Origin of the sequence: Alloyangia pacifica, from assembly GCF_003111685.1 — a bacterium.
GTDB classification, from domain to species: Bacteria; Pseudomonadota; Alphaproteobacteria; order Rhodobacterales; family Rhodobacteraceae; genus Salipiger; species Salipiger pacificus_A.
Genome location: NZ_CP022189.1, coordinates 331,435 through 346,152, shown reverse-complemented (window position 1 = coordinate 346,152; position 14,718 = coordinate 331,435). Strand labels below are relative to the sequence as shown.

At 66.1% G+C, this 14,718-nt stretch carries 19 protein-coding genes; 10 read left to right on the top strand and 9 right to left on the bottom strand.

What is annotated here, in order from left to right; translation table 11 throughout:
- Window positions 1-108: 108 nt before the first annotated feature.
- Genes def (CEW88_RS01635) through def (CEW88_RS01625) form a run of 3 tightly spaced genes read right to left on the bottom strand, consistent with a single transcriptional unit; the run spans window position 109 to window position 1,630 of the window.
- Window positions 109-603 (bottom strand): peptide deformylase, encoded by a 495-nt coding sequence (gene def, locus CEW88_RS01635; RefSeq protein ID WP_108964398.1) that lies wholly within the window; start codon window positions 601-603, stop codon window positions 109-111.
- A complete protein-coding gene (def, locus tag CEW88_RS01630) occupies window positions 600-1,112 on the bottom strand; it encodes a peptide deformylase (protein ID WP_108964397.1) in 513 nt (170 codons plus the stop codon). The genes def (CEW88_RS01635) and def (CEW88_RS01630) overlap by 4 nt, the downstream gene beginning before the upstream one ends.
- Window positions 1,109-1,630, bottom strand: a complete 522-nt coding sequence (def, locus tag CEW88_RS01625; protein WP_108964396.1) for a peptide deformylase — start codon at window positions 1,628-1,630, stop codon at window positions 1,109-1,111. The genes def (CEW88_RS01630) and def (CEW88_RS01625) overlap by 4 nt, the downstream gene beginning before the upstream one ends.
- Before the next feature lie 131 nt (window positions 1,631-1,761).
- Here def (CEW88_RS01625) and CEW88_RS01620 point away from each other — a divergent pair, with 131 nt between their 5' ends.
- Window positions 1,762-2,940, top strand: coding sequence for a MalY/PatB family protein (locus CEW88_RS01620; RefSeq protein WP_108964395.1), 1,179 nt, complete (start codon window positions 1,762-1,764; stop codon window positions 2,938-2,940).
- 124 nt (window positions 2,941-3,064) lie between these two features.
- Here the strand turns inward: CEW88_RS01620 and CEW88_RS01615 are convergent, their stop codons facing one another.
- The 6 genes from CEW88_RS01615 to CEW88_RS01590 form a co-directional block, all read right to left on the bottom strand.
- Window positions 3,065-3,688: a trimeric intracellular cation channel family protein gene (locus CEW88_RS01615; protein ID WP_108964394.1), complete on the bottom strand. Its 624-nt coding sequence runs from the start codon at window positions 3,686-3,688 to the stop codon at window positions 3,065-3,067.
- Window positions 3,689-3,692: 4 nt separating this feature from the next.
- On the bottom strand, window positions 3,693-4,145 hold the full coding sequence (gene rnhA, locus CEW88_RS01610; RefSeq protein ID WP_108964393.1) for a ribonuclease HI: 453 nt from the start codon (window positions 4,143-4,145) through the stop codon (window positions 3,693-3,695).
- A gap of 69 nt (window positions 4,146-4,214) precedes the next feature.
- Window positions 4,215-4,667 carry a DUF3429 domain-containing protein gene (locus CEW88_RS01605; protein ID WP_108964392.1) on the bottom strand — a complete coding sequence of 151 codons (453 nt, stop codon included), beginning with the start codon at window positions 4,665-4,667 and terminating at the stop codon, window positions 4,215-4,217.
- A gap of 122 nt (window positions 4,668-4,789) precedes the next feature.
- Window positions 4,790-5,740, bottom strand: coding sequence for a 4-hydroxy-3-methylbut-2-enyl diphosphate reductase (gene ispH, locus CEW88_RS01600; protein WP_108967478.1), 951 nt, complete (start codon window positions 5,738-5,740; stop codon window positions 4,790-4,792).
- A 68-nt stretch (window positions 5,741-5,808) separates the two neighbouring features.
- Window positions 5,809-6,249, bottom strand: a complete 441-nt coding sequence (locus tag CEW88_RS01595) for a YqaA family protein (protein WP_108964391.1) — start codon at window positions 6,247-6,249, stop codon at window positions 5,809-5,811.
- 54 nt (window positions 6,250-6,303) lie between these two features.
- A complete protein-coding gene (locus CEW88_RS01590) occupies window positions 6,304-6,876 on the bottom strand; it encodes a LabA-like NYN domain-containing protein (RefSeq protein WP_092427755.1) in 573 nt (190 codons plus the stop codon).
- A 134-nt stretch (window positions 6,877-7,010) separates the two neighbouring features.
- Between CEW88_RS01590 and folK the strand changes: the two genes are divergently transcribed.
- From folK to CEW88_RS01545, 9 genes are all read left to right on the top strand, one after another.
- Window positions 7,011-7,577, top strand: coding sequence for a 2-amino-4-hydroxy-6-hydroxymethyldihydropteridine diphosphokinase (gene folK, locus CEW88_RS01585; RefSeq protein WP_108964390.1), 567 nt, complete (start codon window positions 7,011-7,013; stop codon window positions 7,575-7,577).
- Window positions 7,578-7,687: 110 nt separating this feature from the next.
- The gene (rpoZ, locus tag CEW88_RS01580) at window positions 7,688-8,041 is read left to right on the top strand and encodes a DNA-directed RNA polymerase subunit omega (RefSeq protein ID WP_095883970.1); all 354 of its coding nucleotides are present in this window, start codon (window positions 7,688-7,690) and stop codon (window positions 8,039-8,041) included.
- Between the two features lie 40 nt (window positions 8,042-8,081).
- A complete protein-coding gene (locus CEW88_RS01575) occupies window positions 8,082-10,220 on the top strand; it encodes a RelA/SpoT family protein (protein ID WP_108964389.1) in 2,139 nt (712 codons plus the stop codon).
- Window positions 10,221-10,241: 21 nt separating this feature from the next.
- Window positions 10,242-10,895: a DUF2062 domain-containing protein gene (locus tag CEW88_RS01570; protein WP_108964388.1), complete on the top strand. Its 654-nt coding sequence runs from the start codon at window positions 10,242-10,244 to the stop codon at window positions 10,893-10,895.
- Between the two features lie 44 nt (window positions 10,896-10,939).
- On the top strand, window positions 10,940-11,692 hold the full coding sequence (locus tag CEW88_RS01565) for a pyridoxine 5'-phosphate synthase (RefSeq protein WP_108964387.1): 753 nt from the start codon (window positions 10,940-10,942) through the stop codon (window positions 11,690-11,692).
- A gap of 25 nt (window positions 11,693-11,717) precedes the next feature.
- Window positions 11,718-12,137 (top strand): holo-ACP synthase, encoded by a 420-nt coding sequence (acpS, locus tag CEW88_RS01560; RefSeq protein WP_108964386.1) that lies wholly within the window; start codon window positions 11,718-11,720, stop codon window positions 12,135-12,137.
- Window positions 12,138-12,278: 141 nt separating this feature from the next.
- Window positions 12,279-13,112, top strand: a complete 834-nt coding sequence (gene lepB, locus CEW88_RS01555; protein WP_108964385.1) for a signal peptidase I — start codon at window positions 12,279-12,281, stop codon at window positions 13,110-13,112.
- Entirely contained in the window at window positions 13,109-13,795 is a 687-nt protein-coding gene (gene rnc / locus CEW88_RS01550) for a ribonuclease III (RefSeq protein WP_108964384.1), read from the top strand. Before lepB ends, rnc begins: the two co-directional genes overlap by 4 nt.
- Window positions 13,788-14,714 (top strand): DMT family transporter, encoded by a 927-nt coding sequence (locus CEW88_RS01545; RefSeq protein ID WP_235940309.1) that lies wholly within the window; start codon window positions 13,788-13,790, stop codon window positions 14,712-14,714. The genes rnc and CEW88_RS01545 overlap by 8 nt, the downstream gene beginning before the upstream one ends.
- Window positions 14,715-14,718: the final 4 nt, after the last annotated feature.

Sequence of the window (14,718 nt, the reverse complement as noted above, 5' to 3'; positions counted from 1 at the left end):
GATACCCTTAGGGTAGCGGCCCGCCCGACAGCGCCCGCCCCTTCTTCACTTTGACAAATACGCAAATTCCGCCCGCGCCGCCAGCGCAGCCTCGGACAAGGGCGTGCGTCAGCCGCGCTTCTTGGCGCGGCGGATCAGCATGTCGCGCTTCACCTTGCCGAGATGATCGAAATACATCTTGCCGTTCAGGTGATCGACCTGGTGCTGCACCGAGGTCGCCCAGAGCCCGACGAAGTCCTGCTCCTGCATCTCGCCCTCGGCGTTCATGAAGCGCACGGTCACGCCGCGCGGGCGCTCGATCTTGGCCCAGACGCCGGGCAGGTTCGGGCTCGCCTCTTCATGGCTGTTCATCTTCACCGAGGCGTGCAGGATCTCGGGGTTGGCCATGCGGATCGCCTTGCCGCGCTCCTCCGAGGCATCGACCACGGCGAGCCGCAGCATCACCCCGATCTGTGGCGCGGCAAGGCCGACGCCGGGCATCGCTTCCATCGTGTCGATCATGTCGTCCCAGACGCCGCGGATCTCGTCGGTGATCGCCTCGACCGGCGCGGCGGGCGTGCGCAGGCGCTTGTCGGGCCAGGGAATGCAGGGGCGTGCGGTCATTGGCAGCTTCCTTGCGCCAGCGCCTCGTAGTCGGCGACCAGCGCGCTACGCGCCTCGGCCTCGAGGCGGTCAAAATGCACCAGACCGTCCAGATGGTCGTACTCGTGCTGCGCGACGATCGCCTCGGCGCCCGCCAGATCGACCTCCTGCACCTCGCCGGTGAGATCGGTATAGGCCAGGCGGATGCGGGCGTGACGTACAACCTCAGCGGTGACACCGGGGATCGACAGGCAGCCCTCCGGGCCAGTCACCCGCTCGTCCGAGGCCCAGGTGATCTCGGGGTTGATGCAGGCGCGCGGCGTCATCTCGCCGTCCTTCCAGCCCGCGTCCATGACGAAGACCCGCACCATTGCGCCCACCTGCGGCGCGGCGAGGCCGCGGCCGGGGGCATCATAGATGGTCTCAAAAAGATCGCTGACCAGCCCGGCCACATCGGCCACCGAGCCGACCTCGGCGCAGCGCTGCGACAGACGCGGGTCGGGCCAGCGCAGGATCGGCAGCAGGCTCAAATCCGTGCCCTCTCGCGCTTCAGCTTGACCATCTTGCGGGTGATCATCTGGCGCTTGAGCGGCTTGAGGTAGTCGATGAAGAGCTTGCCGTCGAGGTGGTCGATCTCGTGCTGCACGCAGGTCGCCCAGAGACCGTCGAACTCTTCCTTCTGCAGCTTCCCGTCGCGGTCCAGCCATTCGACTTCGACAATCTTCGGCCGCTCGACCTCGGCATATTGCTCGGGGATCGACAGGCAGCCTTCCTCGTAGACGTTGCGTTCGTCCGAGCTGGCGATCACCCGCGGGTTGAACATCACCAGCGGGCGCGGCGTGTCGCCGTCATCGGGGCGCGTGCAATCGAGCACGATCAGCCGTTCCAGCACGCCGATCTGCGGCGCCGCCAGCCCGATGCCCGGCGCGTCATACATGGTCTCGAGCATGTCGTCGGCCAGCACGCGCAGCTCGTCCGACAGGTCGGGCACCGGCGCACAGAGCTTCTTCAGCCGCGGATCGGGGTGGATGAGGATGGGGCGTTTCATGCGCTTCACTTAGGCAAATGCGCGTGAGCGCGCAAGATGCCCGCGCCCCCGCCCCTTGCACTCGGGCGCCAAGCCGCTAGCGTCCGCAGCAGCATTCCGGCAGTTCCAGAGCAGAAAGTGACAGTGAGACCATGAAAGACCTCTTCGACCAACCGATCGACCGCCGCGGCACCGGCTCGGCCAAGTGGGACCTCATGGAGAAGCTCTTCGGCGTGCCGCAGGAGGACGGTCTGGCGATGTGGACGGCCGATTCCGATTATCCCACCGCACCCTGCGTGCGTGATGCGCTGCAGGCGCAGGTCGATCTGGGCGTCTTCGGGTATTTCTCGGCGATGGGGCTCTACACCAGCGCGGTGCAATGGTGGATGCAGGCGCGCCACGGCTGGCACATCGAGCAGGAGTGGATCGTGCCGGTGCACGGGCTGGGCAACGGCGTGGCCATGTGTCTCGACGTCTACACCGCCCCGGGCGACCACGTGGCAATCTTCTCGCCGGTCTACCACGAGTTCGCCGCCAAGATCCGCCGCGCCGACCGCGTGGTCACCGAATGCCCGCTGAAGCGCGAGGGCGACCGCTACGAGCTCGACCTCGAGGACGCGCAGTCGCGGCTCACCGGCAAGGAGACCATGCTGATCTGGTGCTCGCCGCAGAACCCCTCGGGCCGTATCTGGACCGCGGACGAGCTGCGCGCAGTTGCCGAGTTTGCCAAGCGCAACAACCTGATGCTGTTGTCGGACGAGGTGCACCACGATCTCGTCTACAAGGGCGAGACCTTCGTGCCGATGGCCGTGGCGGCCCCTGAAAGTGAAGACCGTCTGATCACCCTCACTGCCGCGTCGAAGACCTTCAACATCGCCGGCCAGCGCGTCGGGGCGCTGACCATCAGCGACGCCGGGCTGCGCCAGAGGATGGAGCACCGCCTGACCGCGCTCGACAGCAAGCCCAACGCGCTCGGCCTGATCATGACCGCGGCCGCCTATTCGCCCGAGGGCGGGGAATGGGTCGACGCGCAGATCGCCCATCTCGAGGGCAACCGGGCGCTCTTTGACGAGATGGTCAACGCCATCCCCGGCCTGCGCTCGATGCCGCTGCAGGCGACCTATCTCGCCTGGGTGGACTTCTCGGGCACCGGCATGGACTTCGAGGAGGTCAACGCGCGGGTGCGTGATATCGCCAAGATCGCCGTCAGCCCCGGCCCCTCCTTCGGCACCGGCGGCGAGACCTTCCTGCGGGTCAACCTCGCCGCGCCCCGCGCCACCATCGCCGAGGCCGGAAGCCGCCTGCAGAAGGCTTTCGCCGACCTGCAGTGACCCGGATCGGCTGCGGGCGCCGCAGGCGCCGCGCCCCCAGCCGTCTTGATCCCTGCCCTTCTTCTCTTTGAAAATACGCCCGGGGCGCACAAGGGGCAGCGCCCCTCGCCCTACAAGGCGACCGTCAGGCCCGCGGTGGGCGCGACTTGTAGACCGGGATGCCCCAGCCGAAGGCAAGGGCCGAGGCGCGCAGGGCAAAGGTCACCCCGGCGCAGACCAAAGCGGAGGAGAAGGGCGGCAGGCCCAGCCAGCCAGCCGCCAGCAGCGCCATTGCGCCGCAGAGCGCGCAGGTGGCATAGGGCTCGCCCTGCTTGAGCAGCAAAGGCACCTCGTTGGCCACCACGTCGCGCATGAGCCCGCCGAGGCAGCCGGTCATCACCCCCATCACCAGCACCACGCCCCAGGCCGCGCCCTCGGCTTGCGCGATGGAGCTGCCAGCGGCCACCGCCACCGAAAGCGCCGCGGCATCGAGCCAGAGGATCGCCTTGGCCCGGCTCTCCAGCCGGTGCGCGGTGAAGAAGACCAGCAGCGCCGCGGCGCAGGCGATGGCGAGATAGGTGGGCTCGGCGATCCAGAATACCGGGTGGCGGTCGAGCAGCAAATCGCGCGTGGTGCCGCCGCCGACGGCGGTCAGGCAGGCGAGAAAGGCAAAGCCCACCACGTCGAGCTGAGCCCGGCTGGCGACGAGCGCCCCGGTGAGGGCGAAGATCAGCACCGAGGCATAGTCGAGCAGGACCAGCGGCGACATGGCGTCAGCCCTTGAAGGGCGCCATGCCCGCCCGCGCCAGCTCGTCCGCGCGCTCGTTCTCGGGGTGGCCGGCGTGGCCCTTGACCCATTCCCAGGTCACGTCGTGGCGCTTCTGCGCCTCGTCCAGCCGCTGCCAGAGCTCGGCATTCTTCACCGGCTTCTTGGCGGCGGTCTTCCAGCCGTTGCGCTTCCAGCCGTGAATCCAGCCGGTGACGCCGTTCTTCACGTAGGCGCTGTCGGTGACGACGGTGATCCTCGACGGGCGCGACAGCGCCTCGAGCGCGCTGATCGCCGCCATCAATTCCATGCGGTTGTTGGTGGTCTCCGCCTCGCCGCCCTTGAGCTCGCGCTCCTTGGCGACGGTCTCGCCCTCCATCGCGCGCATGAGAACGCCCCAGCCACCGGGGCCGGGATTACCGGAGCAGGCTCCGTCGGTATATGCATATAGGTCAGCCATGGGCGAGCACGCTAAGCCATGGCTCGGAGGTGCCGTCAAGCCCGAGCGGCGACGCCCGGCACGCGTCGCTCACAGGAAGGCCTCGACCGACAGGCAGGCGACGACCGCGGCGGTCAGCGGCACGCGCAGCGCCAGCCACCAACGCGGCGTCAGCCCCCAGAGCTGGAAGAAGGCGTCGAGCAGCAGCAGGCCGAGGAAGCCGAAGACGAGGTTCGTCGCCGCCGCCACCGGCCCGCCGCCCACCATGAAGAAAGCCCAGAGCGCGGGCAGCACCGACAGAGCATAAGCCGTCGCCGCCTTCGCACCGCCAGCCTTGGTCGCGAAGCCCCAGAGCACGCCCGACATGAAGCCGAGGATCACCGTGCCGTACGAGAGCTGCAGGTAGGGCGCAACGTAGCGGCTGCCGAGATTGGCCAGCGACCAATCGTAAAGCGTTCCGTTGAAATGCGTGGCCACCGACCAGAGGAAGGGCAGCAAACCGGCGAGCGCGAGGAGCAGCGGGGTGCGGGGCACCGAGCTCATGCGCGGCTCCGCGAATGGGTTGGGCGGGGCATGGTCTCTCCTTCGGCGGATGCTTGCGCCGCAAGGTTTCCGATTGGCCGCCCGCTGTCAACGCCGCGCACGGAACACGCGGTGCGGAAGTGTCAGGCCGGCACGCGCAGAACGCGCGGCACCTTGAACTCGACGTTCTCCTGCGCGGTCTCGACCTTCTCGACGGTCATGTCGTAGCGCGCGCCGAAAGCGGCAACCACTTCGTCGATTAGCACCTCGGGGGCCGAGGCCCCGGCGGTCACGCCCACCGCGCGGATGCCCTCGAGCGCCCGCCAGTCGATGTCCTCGGCGCGTTGGACCAGTTGGGCGTAGCTGCAGCCCGCCTTGCGCGCCACCTCGACCAGCCGCTTGGAGTTCGAGGAATTGGGCGCCCCCACGACCAACAGCGCGTCGCAACCGGGGGCGATCGCCTTCACCGCCTCCTGGCGGTTGGTGGTGGCGTAGCAGATGTCTTCCTTGTGCGGACCGACAATGGTGGGGAAGCGGGCCCGCAGCGCCGTAACGATGTCCACCGTGTCGTCGACCGACAGCGTGGTCTGGGTGACGAAGGCAAGACGTTCGGGATCACGAACCTCGACCTCGGCCACATCCGCGACGGTCTCGACCAGCAGCACTTCGCCCTCGGGGAGCTGCCCCATGGTGCCGACGGTCTCCGGGTGGCCCTCGTGGCCGATCATGATCATCTGCAGGCCGTTGTCGTGGTGACGGGCGGCCTCGATGTGCACCTTCGAAACCAAGGGGCAGGTGGCATCGACGTAGACCATCTCGCGCCGCGCCGCCTCGGCGGGCACCGCCTTGGGCACGCCGTGGGCGGAAAAGATCACCGGACGGTCGGGCGGGCAGTCCTCGAGCTCCTCCACAAAGACCGCGCCCTTGTCGCGCAGCCCGTCGACGACGAACTTGTTGTGCACGATCTCGTGCCGAACGTAGACCGGCGCGCCCCATTTCTCGAGCGCCATCTCGACGATCTTGATCGCCCGGTCGACGCCGGCGCAGAACCCGCGCGGCGCGGCGAGATAGAGGGTGAGAGGGGCTTTGGTCATGGCTTTGGTCACCGGTGCGTCTCCTGTTGTCCCAGACCTAGTGGCTCTGTGGGCGCGGGTCCAGAGGCTCAGCCCAGGGTCGCAGCGGTCAACCAGGCCAGTATGATATAACGCCCAGTCTTTGCCACGGCGACAAGCAGCACGAAGAGCCAGAGAGGGGTGCGCATGATTCCCGCGACCACGGTGAAGCCATCGCCCAGCGGTGCCCAGCTCAGCAGCAGCGACCAGATACCCCATTTGGCGTACCAGTGCTGCGCCCGCTCGAGCTGCGCCTCGGTGACGGGAAACCAGCGACGATGGCGGAAATGCTCGAGCCCGGCGCCGAGCGCGTAATTGACCACCGAGCCGAGCGTGTTGCCGATGCTCGCCACGAGCACCAGTGCCCAGATCGGCAGGTTCGAGCCGAGTTGTAAGCCGACGAAGATAAGTTCCGACTGGAACGGCAGGATTGTCGCGGCTCCGAAAGCCGCGACGAAGAGGCCGCCGTAACTGGCAGCCTCACCTAGCATGATCGGCGGACCTCATCCCCATAAGATCCGCCAGTCTTGGAAGGCACCAAGGGATCAGTTCCCGTTGGCGACCTCGAAATTGCGCTCCGCCTGTTGTTCACGCGGAGGGCGGCCGATCACTTCGCGCAGCTCGTCGAGCTCGATGAAGTTGTCAGCCTGGCGGCGCAGCTCGTCTGCGATCATCGGCGGCTGGCTGCGGATCGTCGACACGACCGAGACCCTAACGCCTTGACGCTGCAGGCTTTCGATCAGCGGCCGGAAGTCCCCATCCCCAGAGAACAGCACGATGTGATCGACGCGCGGCGCCAATTCCATGGCATCGACGGTCAGCTCGATGTCCATGTTTCCCTTCACCTTACGGCGGCCCTGCGCGTCGGTATATTCCTTCGCGGGCTTGGTCACCATGGTGAAGCCGTTGTAGTGCAGCCAGTCCACGAGCGGGCGGATCGGCGAGTATTCGTCATTTTCGAGAAGTGCCGTGTAATAGAATGCGCGCACCATCTTGCCGCGACGCACGAATTCTTGTCTGAGCAGCTTGTAGTCGATGTCGAAGCCGAGGGCTTTGGCGGCTGCGTACAGGTTCGACCCGTCGATGAACAGCGCCAACCGTTCGTCCTTGTAAAACATCAAATGTCCTTTCGAGCAATCAGGGCGCCGGATCCGTGAGTGGAAAAAATGGAATAAAGGGGCACCCGCCTTGAGAGTAAGCGTTTCAGGCAGCTTTTCAAGCAGCGCAACATATGCAGAAGGATAGTGTAAGGATGGGTTTACCTAAGAGTTTCCTGATTGCCCTGGGGTCAAACCTGCCTTCGGAGGCCGGCACCCCGCTGCAAACTCTGGAGGCCGGACTGGCGGCGCTCGCGCGCGAGGGATATTCCGTAGAGAAGGTCAGCAGGTTCTACGCAACACCTTGTTTTCCTGCGGGACTCGGACCCGATTACTGCAACGCCTGCGCGATGCTGGACGGCCCTTCGGATCCCACTTCGCTGCTTGCTGCGCTGCACCGGGTGGAGGCACATTTCGGCCGCGAAAGAGAGCGCCGCTGGGGCAGCCGGACGCTCGACCTCGATCTTCTCGCCGCTGGCGAAACTGTGATGCCGAATGAGGCAGCCCAGACGCGTTGGCGGACCCTTGCCATGGAGAAGCAAACCGAGATGTCACCGCCCGAGCTGATTCTTCCGCATCCGCGGTTGCAGGACCGGGCATTTGTCCTTGTTCCCCTTTGCGATATTGCCGCTGATTGGCGTCACCCGCTCCTCGGGCGCACCGCGCGCGAACTGTGCGACGCACTGCCCGAGCAGGCCCGCGCCGAGGTCATTCCAATGTGATCGAAGGGGTGACTGACGGGCGGCGATGGAACGCCGCGTTTGCGCTTGTCAATCCAGAAGCATCGCGGTAGGAGTCTCATTTCTTACGGTCAACCGAAGGTGAAACGCTCATGGCCCGCGTCACGGTAGAAGACTGCGTCGACAAGGTTCCCAACCGCTTCGAGCTGGTGATGCTCGCGTCCCATCGGGCGCGCGAAGTGGCTTCGGGTGCGCCGATCACCGTCGATCGCGACAACGACAAGAACCCGGTGGTCGCCCTGCGCGAAATCGCCGAGGAAACCCAGTCCGCCGACGAGCTGCGCGAGCGCCTGATCGAGTCGCACCAGACCCAGATCGAGGTCGACGAGCCCGAAGAGGACAGCATGGCGCTTCTCATGGGCGCCGAGCAGGACAAGCCCGCAGACGACGACATGTCGGAAGAGAAGCTCCTGCGCGCCCTGATGGAAGCGCAAGGAGAGAGCTGAGAGGCTCGCTTGTAGCGGGCCAGCGTAAGGATGGGCGCCCATGATCGCGGCGGAAGACCTTGTTGCCCTGGTCCGCAACTACAACCCGAAGACCAACGAGAAGCTGATCCGCGAGGCCTATGATTACGGCCTGCGGATGCATGAGGGGCAGTATCGCCATTCGGGCGAGCTGTACTTCACCCATCCCGTTGCGGTTGCCGCGATCCTGACCGAGCAGCAACTGGATGACGCAACCATCGTCACCGCCCTGCTGCACGACACGATCGAGGACACCCGCGCCTCGTACCAGGATGTCGCGGACCGGTTCGGAACCGAGGTGGCGGATCTGGTCGACGGGGTCACCAAGCTGACCAACCTGCAGCTCTCCTCGTCCGAGACCAAGCAGGCCGAAAACTTCCGCAAGCTCTTCATGGCGATGTCCCGCGACTTGCGGGTGATTCTGGTGAAGCTTGCCGACCGACTGCACAATATGCGCACGATCAAGGCCATGCGCCCTGAGAAGCAGGTGCAGAAGGCGCGCGAGACCATGGACATTTACGCGCCGCTGGCCGGCCGCATGGGCATGCAGTGGATGCGCGAAGAACTCGAAGACCTGGCCTTCCGGGTGCTCAACCCCGAGGGGCGCGCCTCGATCATCCGCCGCTTCATCAACCTGCAGAAGGAAGCCGGCGACGTGATCCACCGGATCACCGGCGACATGCGGCAAGAGCTGGAAGAGGCGCAGATCGAGGCCGAGGTCTTCGGCCGCGCCAAGAAGCCCTATTCGATCTGGCGCAAGATGCAGGAAAAGGGCATGGGCTTCTCGCGCCTTTCGGACATCTACGGTTTCCGGGTGATCACCCGCTCCGAGATGGATTGCTACCGCGCACTCGGGGTAATCCACCAGCGCTGGCGCTCGGTTCCCGGTCGCTTCAAGGATTACATCAGCCAGCCGAAATCCAATGGCTACCGCTCGATTCACACCACCGTCTCGGGCCGCGACGGCAAACGCGTCGAGGTGCAGATCCGCACCCGGCAGATGCACGACGTGGCCGAGACCGGCGTTGCCGCGCATTGGTCCTATCGCGACGGCGTGCGCTCCGAGAATCCCTTTGCCGTCGATCCCGCCAAGTGGATCTCCTCGCTCACCGAACAATTCGACGCCGAGGAGGATCACGACGAGTTCCTCGAGGCGGTGAAGCTCGAGATGTATTCGGACAAGGTGTTCTGCTTCACGCCCAAGGGCGACGTGGTGAAGCTGCCGCGCGGCGCCACGCCGCTCGATTACGCCTATGCCATCCACACCCGCATCGGCTCGGCTTGCGTCGGCGCCAAGGTCGACGGCATCCGCGTGCCGCTCTGGACCCGGCTGAAAAATGGCCAGTCGGTAGAGATCATCACCGCCGAAGGGCAAACCCCGCAGGCGACTTGGCTCGACATCGCCACCACCGGCAAGGCACGCAGCGCCATCCGCCGCGCCCTGCGCGAGGCCGGTCGTGGCCGCTTCATCAAGCTCGGACAGGAACTGGCGCGCTCCGCCTTCGAACATGTCGGCAAGAAATCCACTGACAAAGTGCTGGAAAAAGCGGCCAAGACGCTCCGACTCGAGGGGGCGGACGAAGTGCTCGCCCGCCTTGGTAGCGCGGAATTGACCACCCGCGAGGTGGTGCACGCGGTCTATCCCGACCTTACGCCGTCCGACGCCCATGAGGTCGAGATGCAGCGCGCGGTGATCGGCCTCGAGCCGGGCACCGGCTTCACCCGGGCGCGCTGCTGTCAGCCGCTGCCGGGCGAGCGGATCGTCGGCATTACCAAGCGCGGCAAGGGCGTCTTCGTACATGCCATCGACTGCGAAGCTTTGGCCAAATACGAGGAACAGCCCGAGCGCTGGGTTGACCTGCACTGGGCCGAGGGCACGCACCCCGCGGCCTATGACATGAGCCTTGACCTCACGGTCGGCAACGATGCCGGGGTGTTGGGGCGCATTTGCACCTTGATCGGCGAGCGCGGGGCCAATATCTCGGACCTGCACTTCATCGACCGGAAACCGGATTTCTTCAGACTTCAGATAGACGTGGAACTGAGAGACGCCGAGCACCTCCATTCGGTGATGTCTGCACTCGAAGCCGAAAGCGACGTGGCCTCGGTCAGCCGTCACCGCGATACCTCCCTGGCGGCCGTGCCTGCCGCTGCGGAATAGAGACAAAGGGGAAAGGCGCCATTGGTTTTCAAGCGGCGCGACAAACGGCCAGTCTGGAGGGCCGTGCTCGAATTCTTCTGGCCGCGTGGCGGCTGGGGGCGCGCCGCCCGTTATGTCCAATATCGCCTGCACCGGCTTCCCGATTCGCCTGAGACGATCGCCCGCGGCATCTTTGCCGGGGTCTTCACCACCTTCACCCCGCTCTATGGGCTACATTTCGTGGTGGCCGCCGCGCTCGCCTGGCTGGTGCGGGGCAATATCCTAGCCTCGTTGCTCGGCACCTTCTTCGGCAACCCGCTGACCTACGTTCCGATCGGCATTGTCTCGCTGGAACTGGGGTATTTCCTGCTCGGCATCGACCGCCGCTCGCCGCATCACGCCTCGCTGCTCGACAAGTTCGCCTACGCGGGCCAAGACCTCTGGCACAACGTCTGCGCGGTCTTCACCGGGGACCCGGCGGACTGGACCAACCTGCGGATCTTCTTTCACGAGGTCTTCTACCCCTACCTGATCGGCGGCATCCTTCCCGGCATCATTTCCGGGCTGGTGGCCTATTACCTTTCGGTGCCGGTGATCCGCGCCTACCAGAACCGCCGCCGCGGCGCGCTGAAGAAAAAGCTCGCTGCTTTGAAAAAGAAGCAGAAAGCGGCTGACGAGGGCGGCGCGCCAGACTAGGGTCCGGCGCGAAGAGACCCCTATCGTCGCCCGGAGGACACGCGATGACCCCCTATGCCGGCCGCCTGAGACTTGGCGTCAACATCGACCACGTCGCCACCGTGCGCAATGCCCGCGGCAGCGCCTATCCCGACCCCCTGCGCGCCGCCAGGATCGCCGAGGAGGCCGGGGCCGACGGCATCACCGCGCACCTGCGCGAAGACCGCCGCCACATCTCTGACGCCGACATCGACGGGCTGATGGGCGCGCTGTCGGTCCCGCTGAACTTCGAGATGGCCGCCACCGACGAGATGCAGGCCATCGCGCTGCGCCATAAGCCGCACGCGGTCTGCATCGTCCCTGAGAAGCGCGAGGAGCGCACCACCGAGGGCGGGCTCGAGGTGGCGCGCGAAGAGAACCGGCTGGCGCATTTCATCGCGCCCCTGCGCGAGGCGGGCTGCCGGGTGTCGATTTTCATCGCCCCCGACAAACCGCAGATCGAGGCCGCGCATCGCATCGGGGCGCAGGTGATCGAGCTGCACACCGGCGCTTATTGCGACCTGCACGCCGAAGGCAGGTTCGACGAGCGCGACGCCGAGCTCGAGCGCCTGCGCGAGATGGCCGCCTTCGCCCATGCGCTGGGGCTCGAGGTGCACGCCGGCCACGGGCTGACCTACGACACGGTGCAGCCCATCGCTGCCTTCCCCGAAGTCGTCGAGCTCAACATCGGCCATTTCCTCATCGGCGAGGCGATTTTCCTCGGGCTCGGCCCGGCGATCGCCGAGATGCGCCGCCTGATGGACGAGGCGCGGGCGTAACCGCCCGCGACCCCGGAGACCACGGATGATCCTCGGAATCGGCACTGACCTTGCGAATATCGAGCGCATCGAGGCGACACTCGCGCGCTTCGGTGACCGATTCCGGAACCGCGTCTTCACCGAGACCGAGCAGCGAAAGGCCGAGCGCCGCAAGGATGTGGCGGGCACCTATGCCAAACGCTGGGCGGCCAAGGAGGCCTGCTCCAAGGCGCTCGGCACCGGGCTGCGCATGGGCATTTCGTGGAAGGACATGGCGGTGAGCAACCTGCCGACGGGCCAGCCCGTCATGCAGGTGACCGGCTGGGCGAAGGAGCGGCTCGCGCTGATGACCCCGCCGGACCATGAGGCGATCATTCACGTGACGCTGACCGACGATCACCCCTGGGCGCAGGCCTTCGTGGTGATCGAGGCGAGACCGCTGAAAACCCCGATCACATCGGGGTAACGCCCGAGCAAAACCCTTCGCCGAGTTTTGCAAATCTCTCCGAAGAGATTTGCCCGGCCTTTGCGCCGCCTTGACACTCTCCCCGCCCCCGCCCATGAAGCCTAGGAACCGAGGCACATCGAGGCACAGGGGCGGGTTTTCATGGCAAAAGAAGAGAAATCGGGCGGGATCTGGGAAACCGTCAAGACGGTGTTCTGGGCGCTGGTCATCGCGGGCGTCTTCCGCACGCTGTTCTTCCAGCCCTTCTGGATTCCCTCGGGCTCGATGAAAGACACGCTGCTGATCGGCGACTTCCTCTTCGTCAACAAGATGACCTACGGCTATTCCTATGCCTCCTGCCCGTCGATCCGCCTGAACTCCTTCGGCATCGACATCGACGCCAAGGATATCTGCGGCTTTCTCGACGGCGACAACACCCGGCTCTTCGGCTCTGAACCCGAGCGCGGCGACGTGGTGGTCTTCCGTCACCCGGTCAACGGCACGGACTTCATCAAGCGGGTGATCGGCCTGCCGGGCGACCAGATCCAAGTCAAGCAGGGGCTGCTCCACATCAACGGCACCCCGGTCGAGGTCGAGGCCAATGGCACCTTCACCGAGACTGCCGAACCGCAGGGACCGCAGGGGCTGCGCCCGCGCTGCGAGAACGGCCCCGTGGGCACCGGCGGCGTCTGCGAGAAATCGCGCTGGACCGAAACGCTGCCTAACGGCGTGAAGCATGATATCCTCAACATCGCCATGCAGGGGTCGGACAACACGCCGATCTACACCGTTCCCGAGGGTCACTTCTTCATGATGGGCGACAACCGCGACAACTCCGCCGACAGCCGTGTGCCCAACGCCGCGGGAGGCGTCGGCTTCGTGCCCTTCGAGAATATCATCGGCAAGGCAACCCGGGTGATGTTCTCCTCGTCCGGCCGGTCGATGCTGTTCTTCTGGACCTGGCGGTCGGATCGGTTCTTCCACAAGATCACATGAAGCGTTCTGCAGAAATAGAAGCGCTGGAGCAGCGGCTGGGGCATCGGTTCGACCGGCCCGAGCTGTTGCGGCGCGCGCTGACCCATTCGTCTATGTCCGGCCCCGGCCGCGAGGACAACCAGCGGCTCGAGTTCCTCGGTGACCGCGTGCTCGGCCTCGTCATGGCCGAGGCGCTGCTTTCCGAGGACCGCAAGGCCAGCGAGGGTCAGCTCGCGCCGCGCTTCAACGCGCTGGTGCGCAAGGAAGCCTGCGCCGAGGTCGCGCGCGAGGTCGACATCGGCGCCGCGCTGAAGCTCGGCCGCTCCGAAATGATGTCGGGTGGCCGGCGCAAGCAGGCGCTGCTTGGCGATGCCATGGAGGCGGTGATCGCGGCGGTCTACCTCGATGGCGGCTTCGAGGTGGCGCAGAACATGATTTTGCGGCTCTGGGGCAATCGCGTATCCACCGTGGAGCAAGACGCGCGCGACCCCAAGACCTCGCTGCAGGAATGGGCGCAGGCGCGCGGCATGACCCCGCCGGCCTACGTGGAAACTGCCCGCTCTGGCCCCGACCACGCGCCTGTCTTCACCATCGAGGTGCGGCTCGCCTCCGGCCAGAAGGCCGAGGCCACCGCCGGCTCGAAACGCAAGGCCGAGCAGGAGGCCGCCGCGTCGCTGCTAGCACAAGTCTCCGAAAATGGCTGACACCGCCGCGCCGCGGATGAGCGCGAACGCGACCGGCGCCGGCTTCATGGTGCTGGCGATGACGCTTTTCGCCATCGAGGACGCGCTGTTCAAATCCGTCGCCCCCGGCCTGCCACCGGGCGAGGCGACGCTGATCTTCGGCCTGACCGGCGTCACGCTCTACACCCTGATGACCCTGCGCGCAGGAGAGGCGGTGCTGCATCCGGCGATGCTGCGGCCCAGCCTGCTGCTGCGCACGCTCTTCGAGATCATGGGCCGGCTCTTCTTCGCGTTGTCGCTGGCCTACACGCCGCTGTCCGTGACATCTTCGATCCTGCAGGCGGCGCCCTTGGTGGTCACCGCCGGGGCGGCGCTGCTGCTGGGCGAGAAGGTCGGCCCGCGCCGCTGGGCCGCCATGGCGGTGGGCTTCATCGGCGTGCTGCTGATCGTGCGCCCCACTCCCGAGGCCTTCCGGCTCGACGCGCTGCTGTCGATCGCGGCGATGTTCGGCTTTGCCATGCGCGACCTTTTCACCCGGGCCGCGCCGCCTGCAGTCTCGGCGAAGCAGCTTGGCATCCTCGGCTTCGCCGTGGTCACCCTCGCGGGACTCTTGCTGCTGCCCTTCGATCCCGCGCCCCCACGCCTCCCGCAGGGCTCCGAGCTGCTGCGCCTGCTGGCCACCGGACTTGTCGGGGTCTGCGCCTATACCGCGCTCACCCGCGCCATGCGCAGCGGCGAGGTCTCGGTGGTCGCCCCCTTCCGCTACTCGCGGCTGCTGGTGGCGCTGGTCTTCGCCTATCTTCTTTTCGGCGAGCGCCCGGATCTCTGGACCCTTGCAGGAGCGCTGCTGATTGTCGTGTCGGGATGCTATACCCTGATCCGCAGCGGCCGCTCTGGCCCCGCGCCGCAAAAGCCTGTAAGGGCCACGGATCGTCAGTAACGGG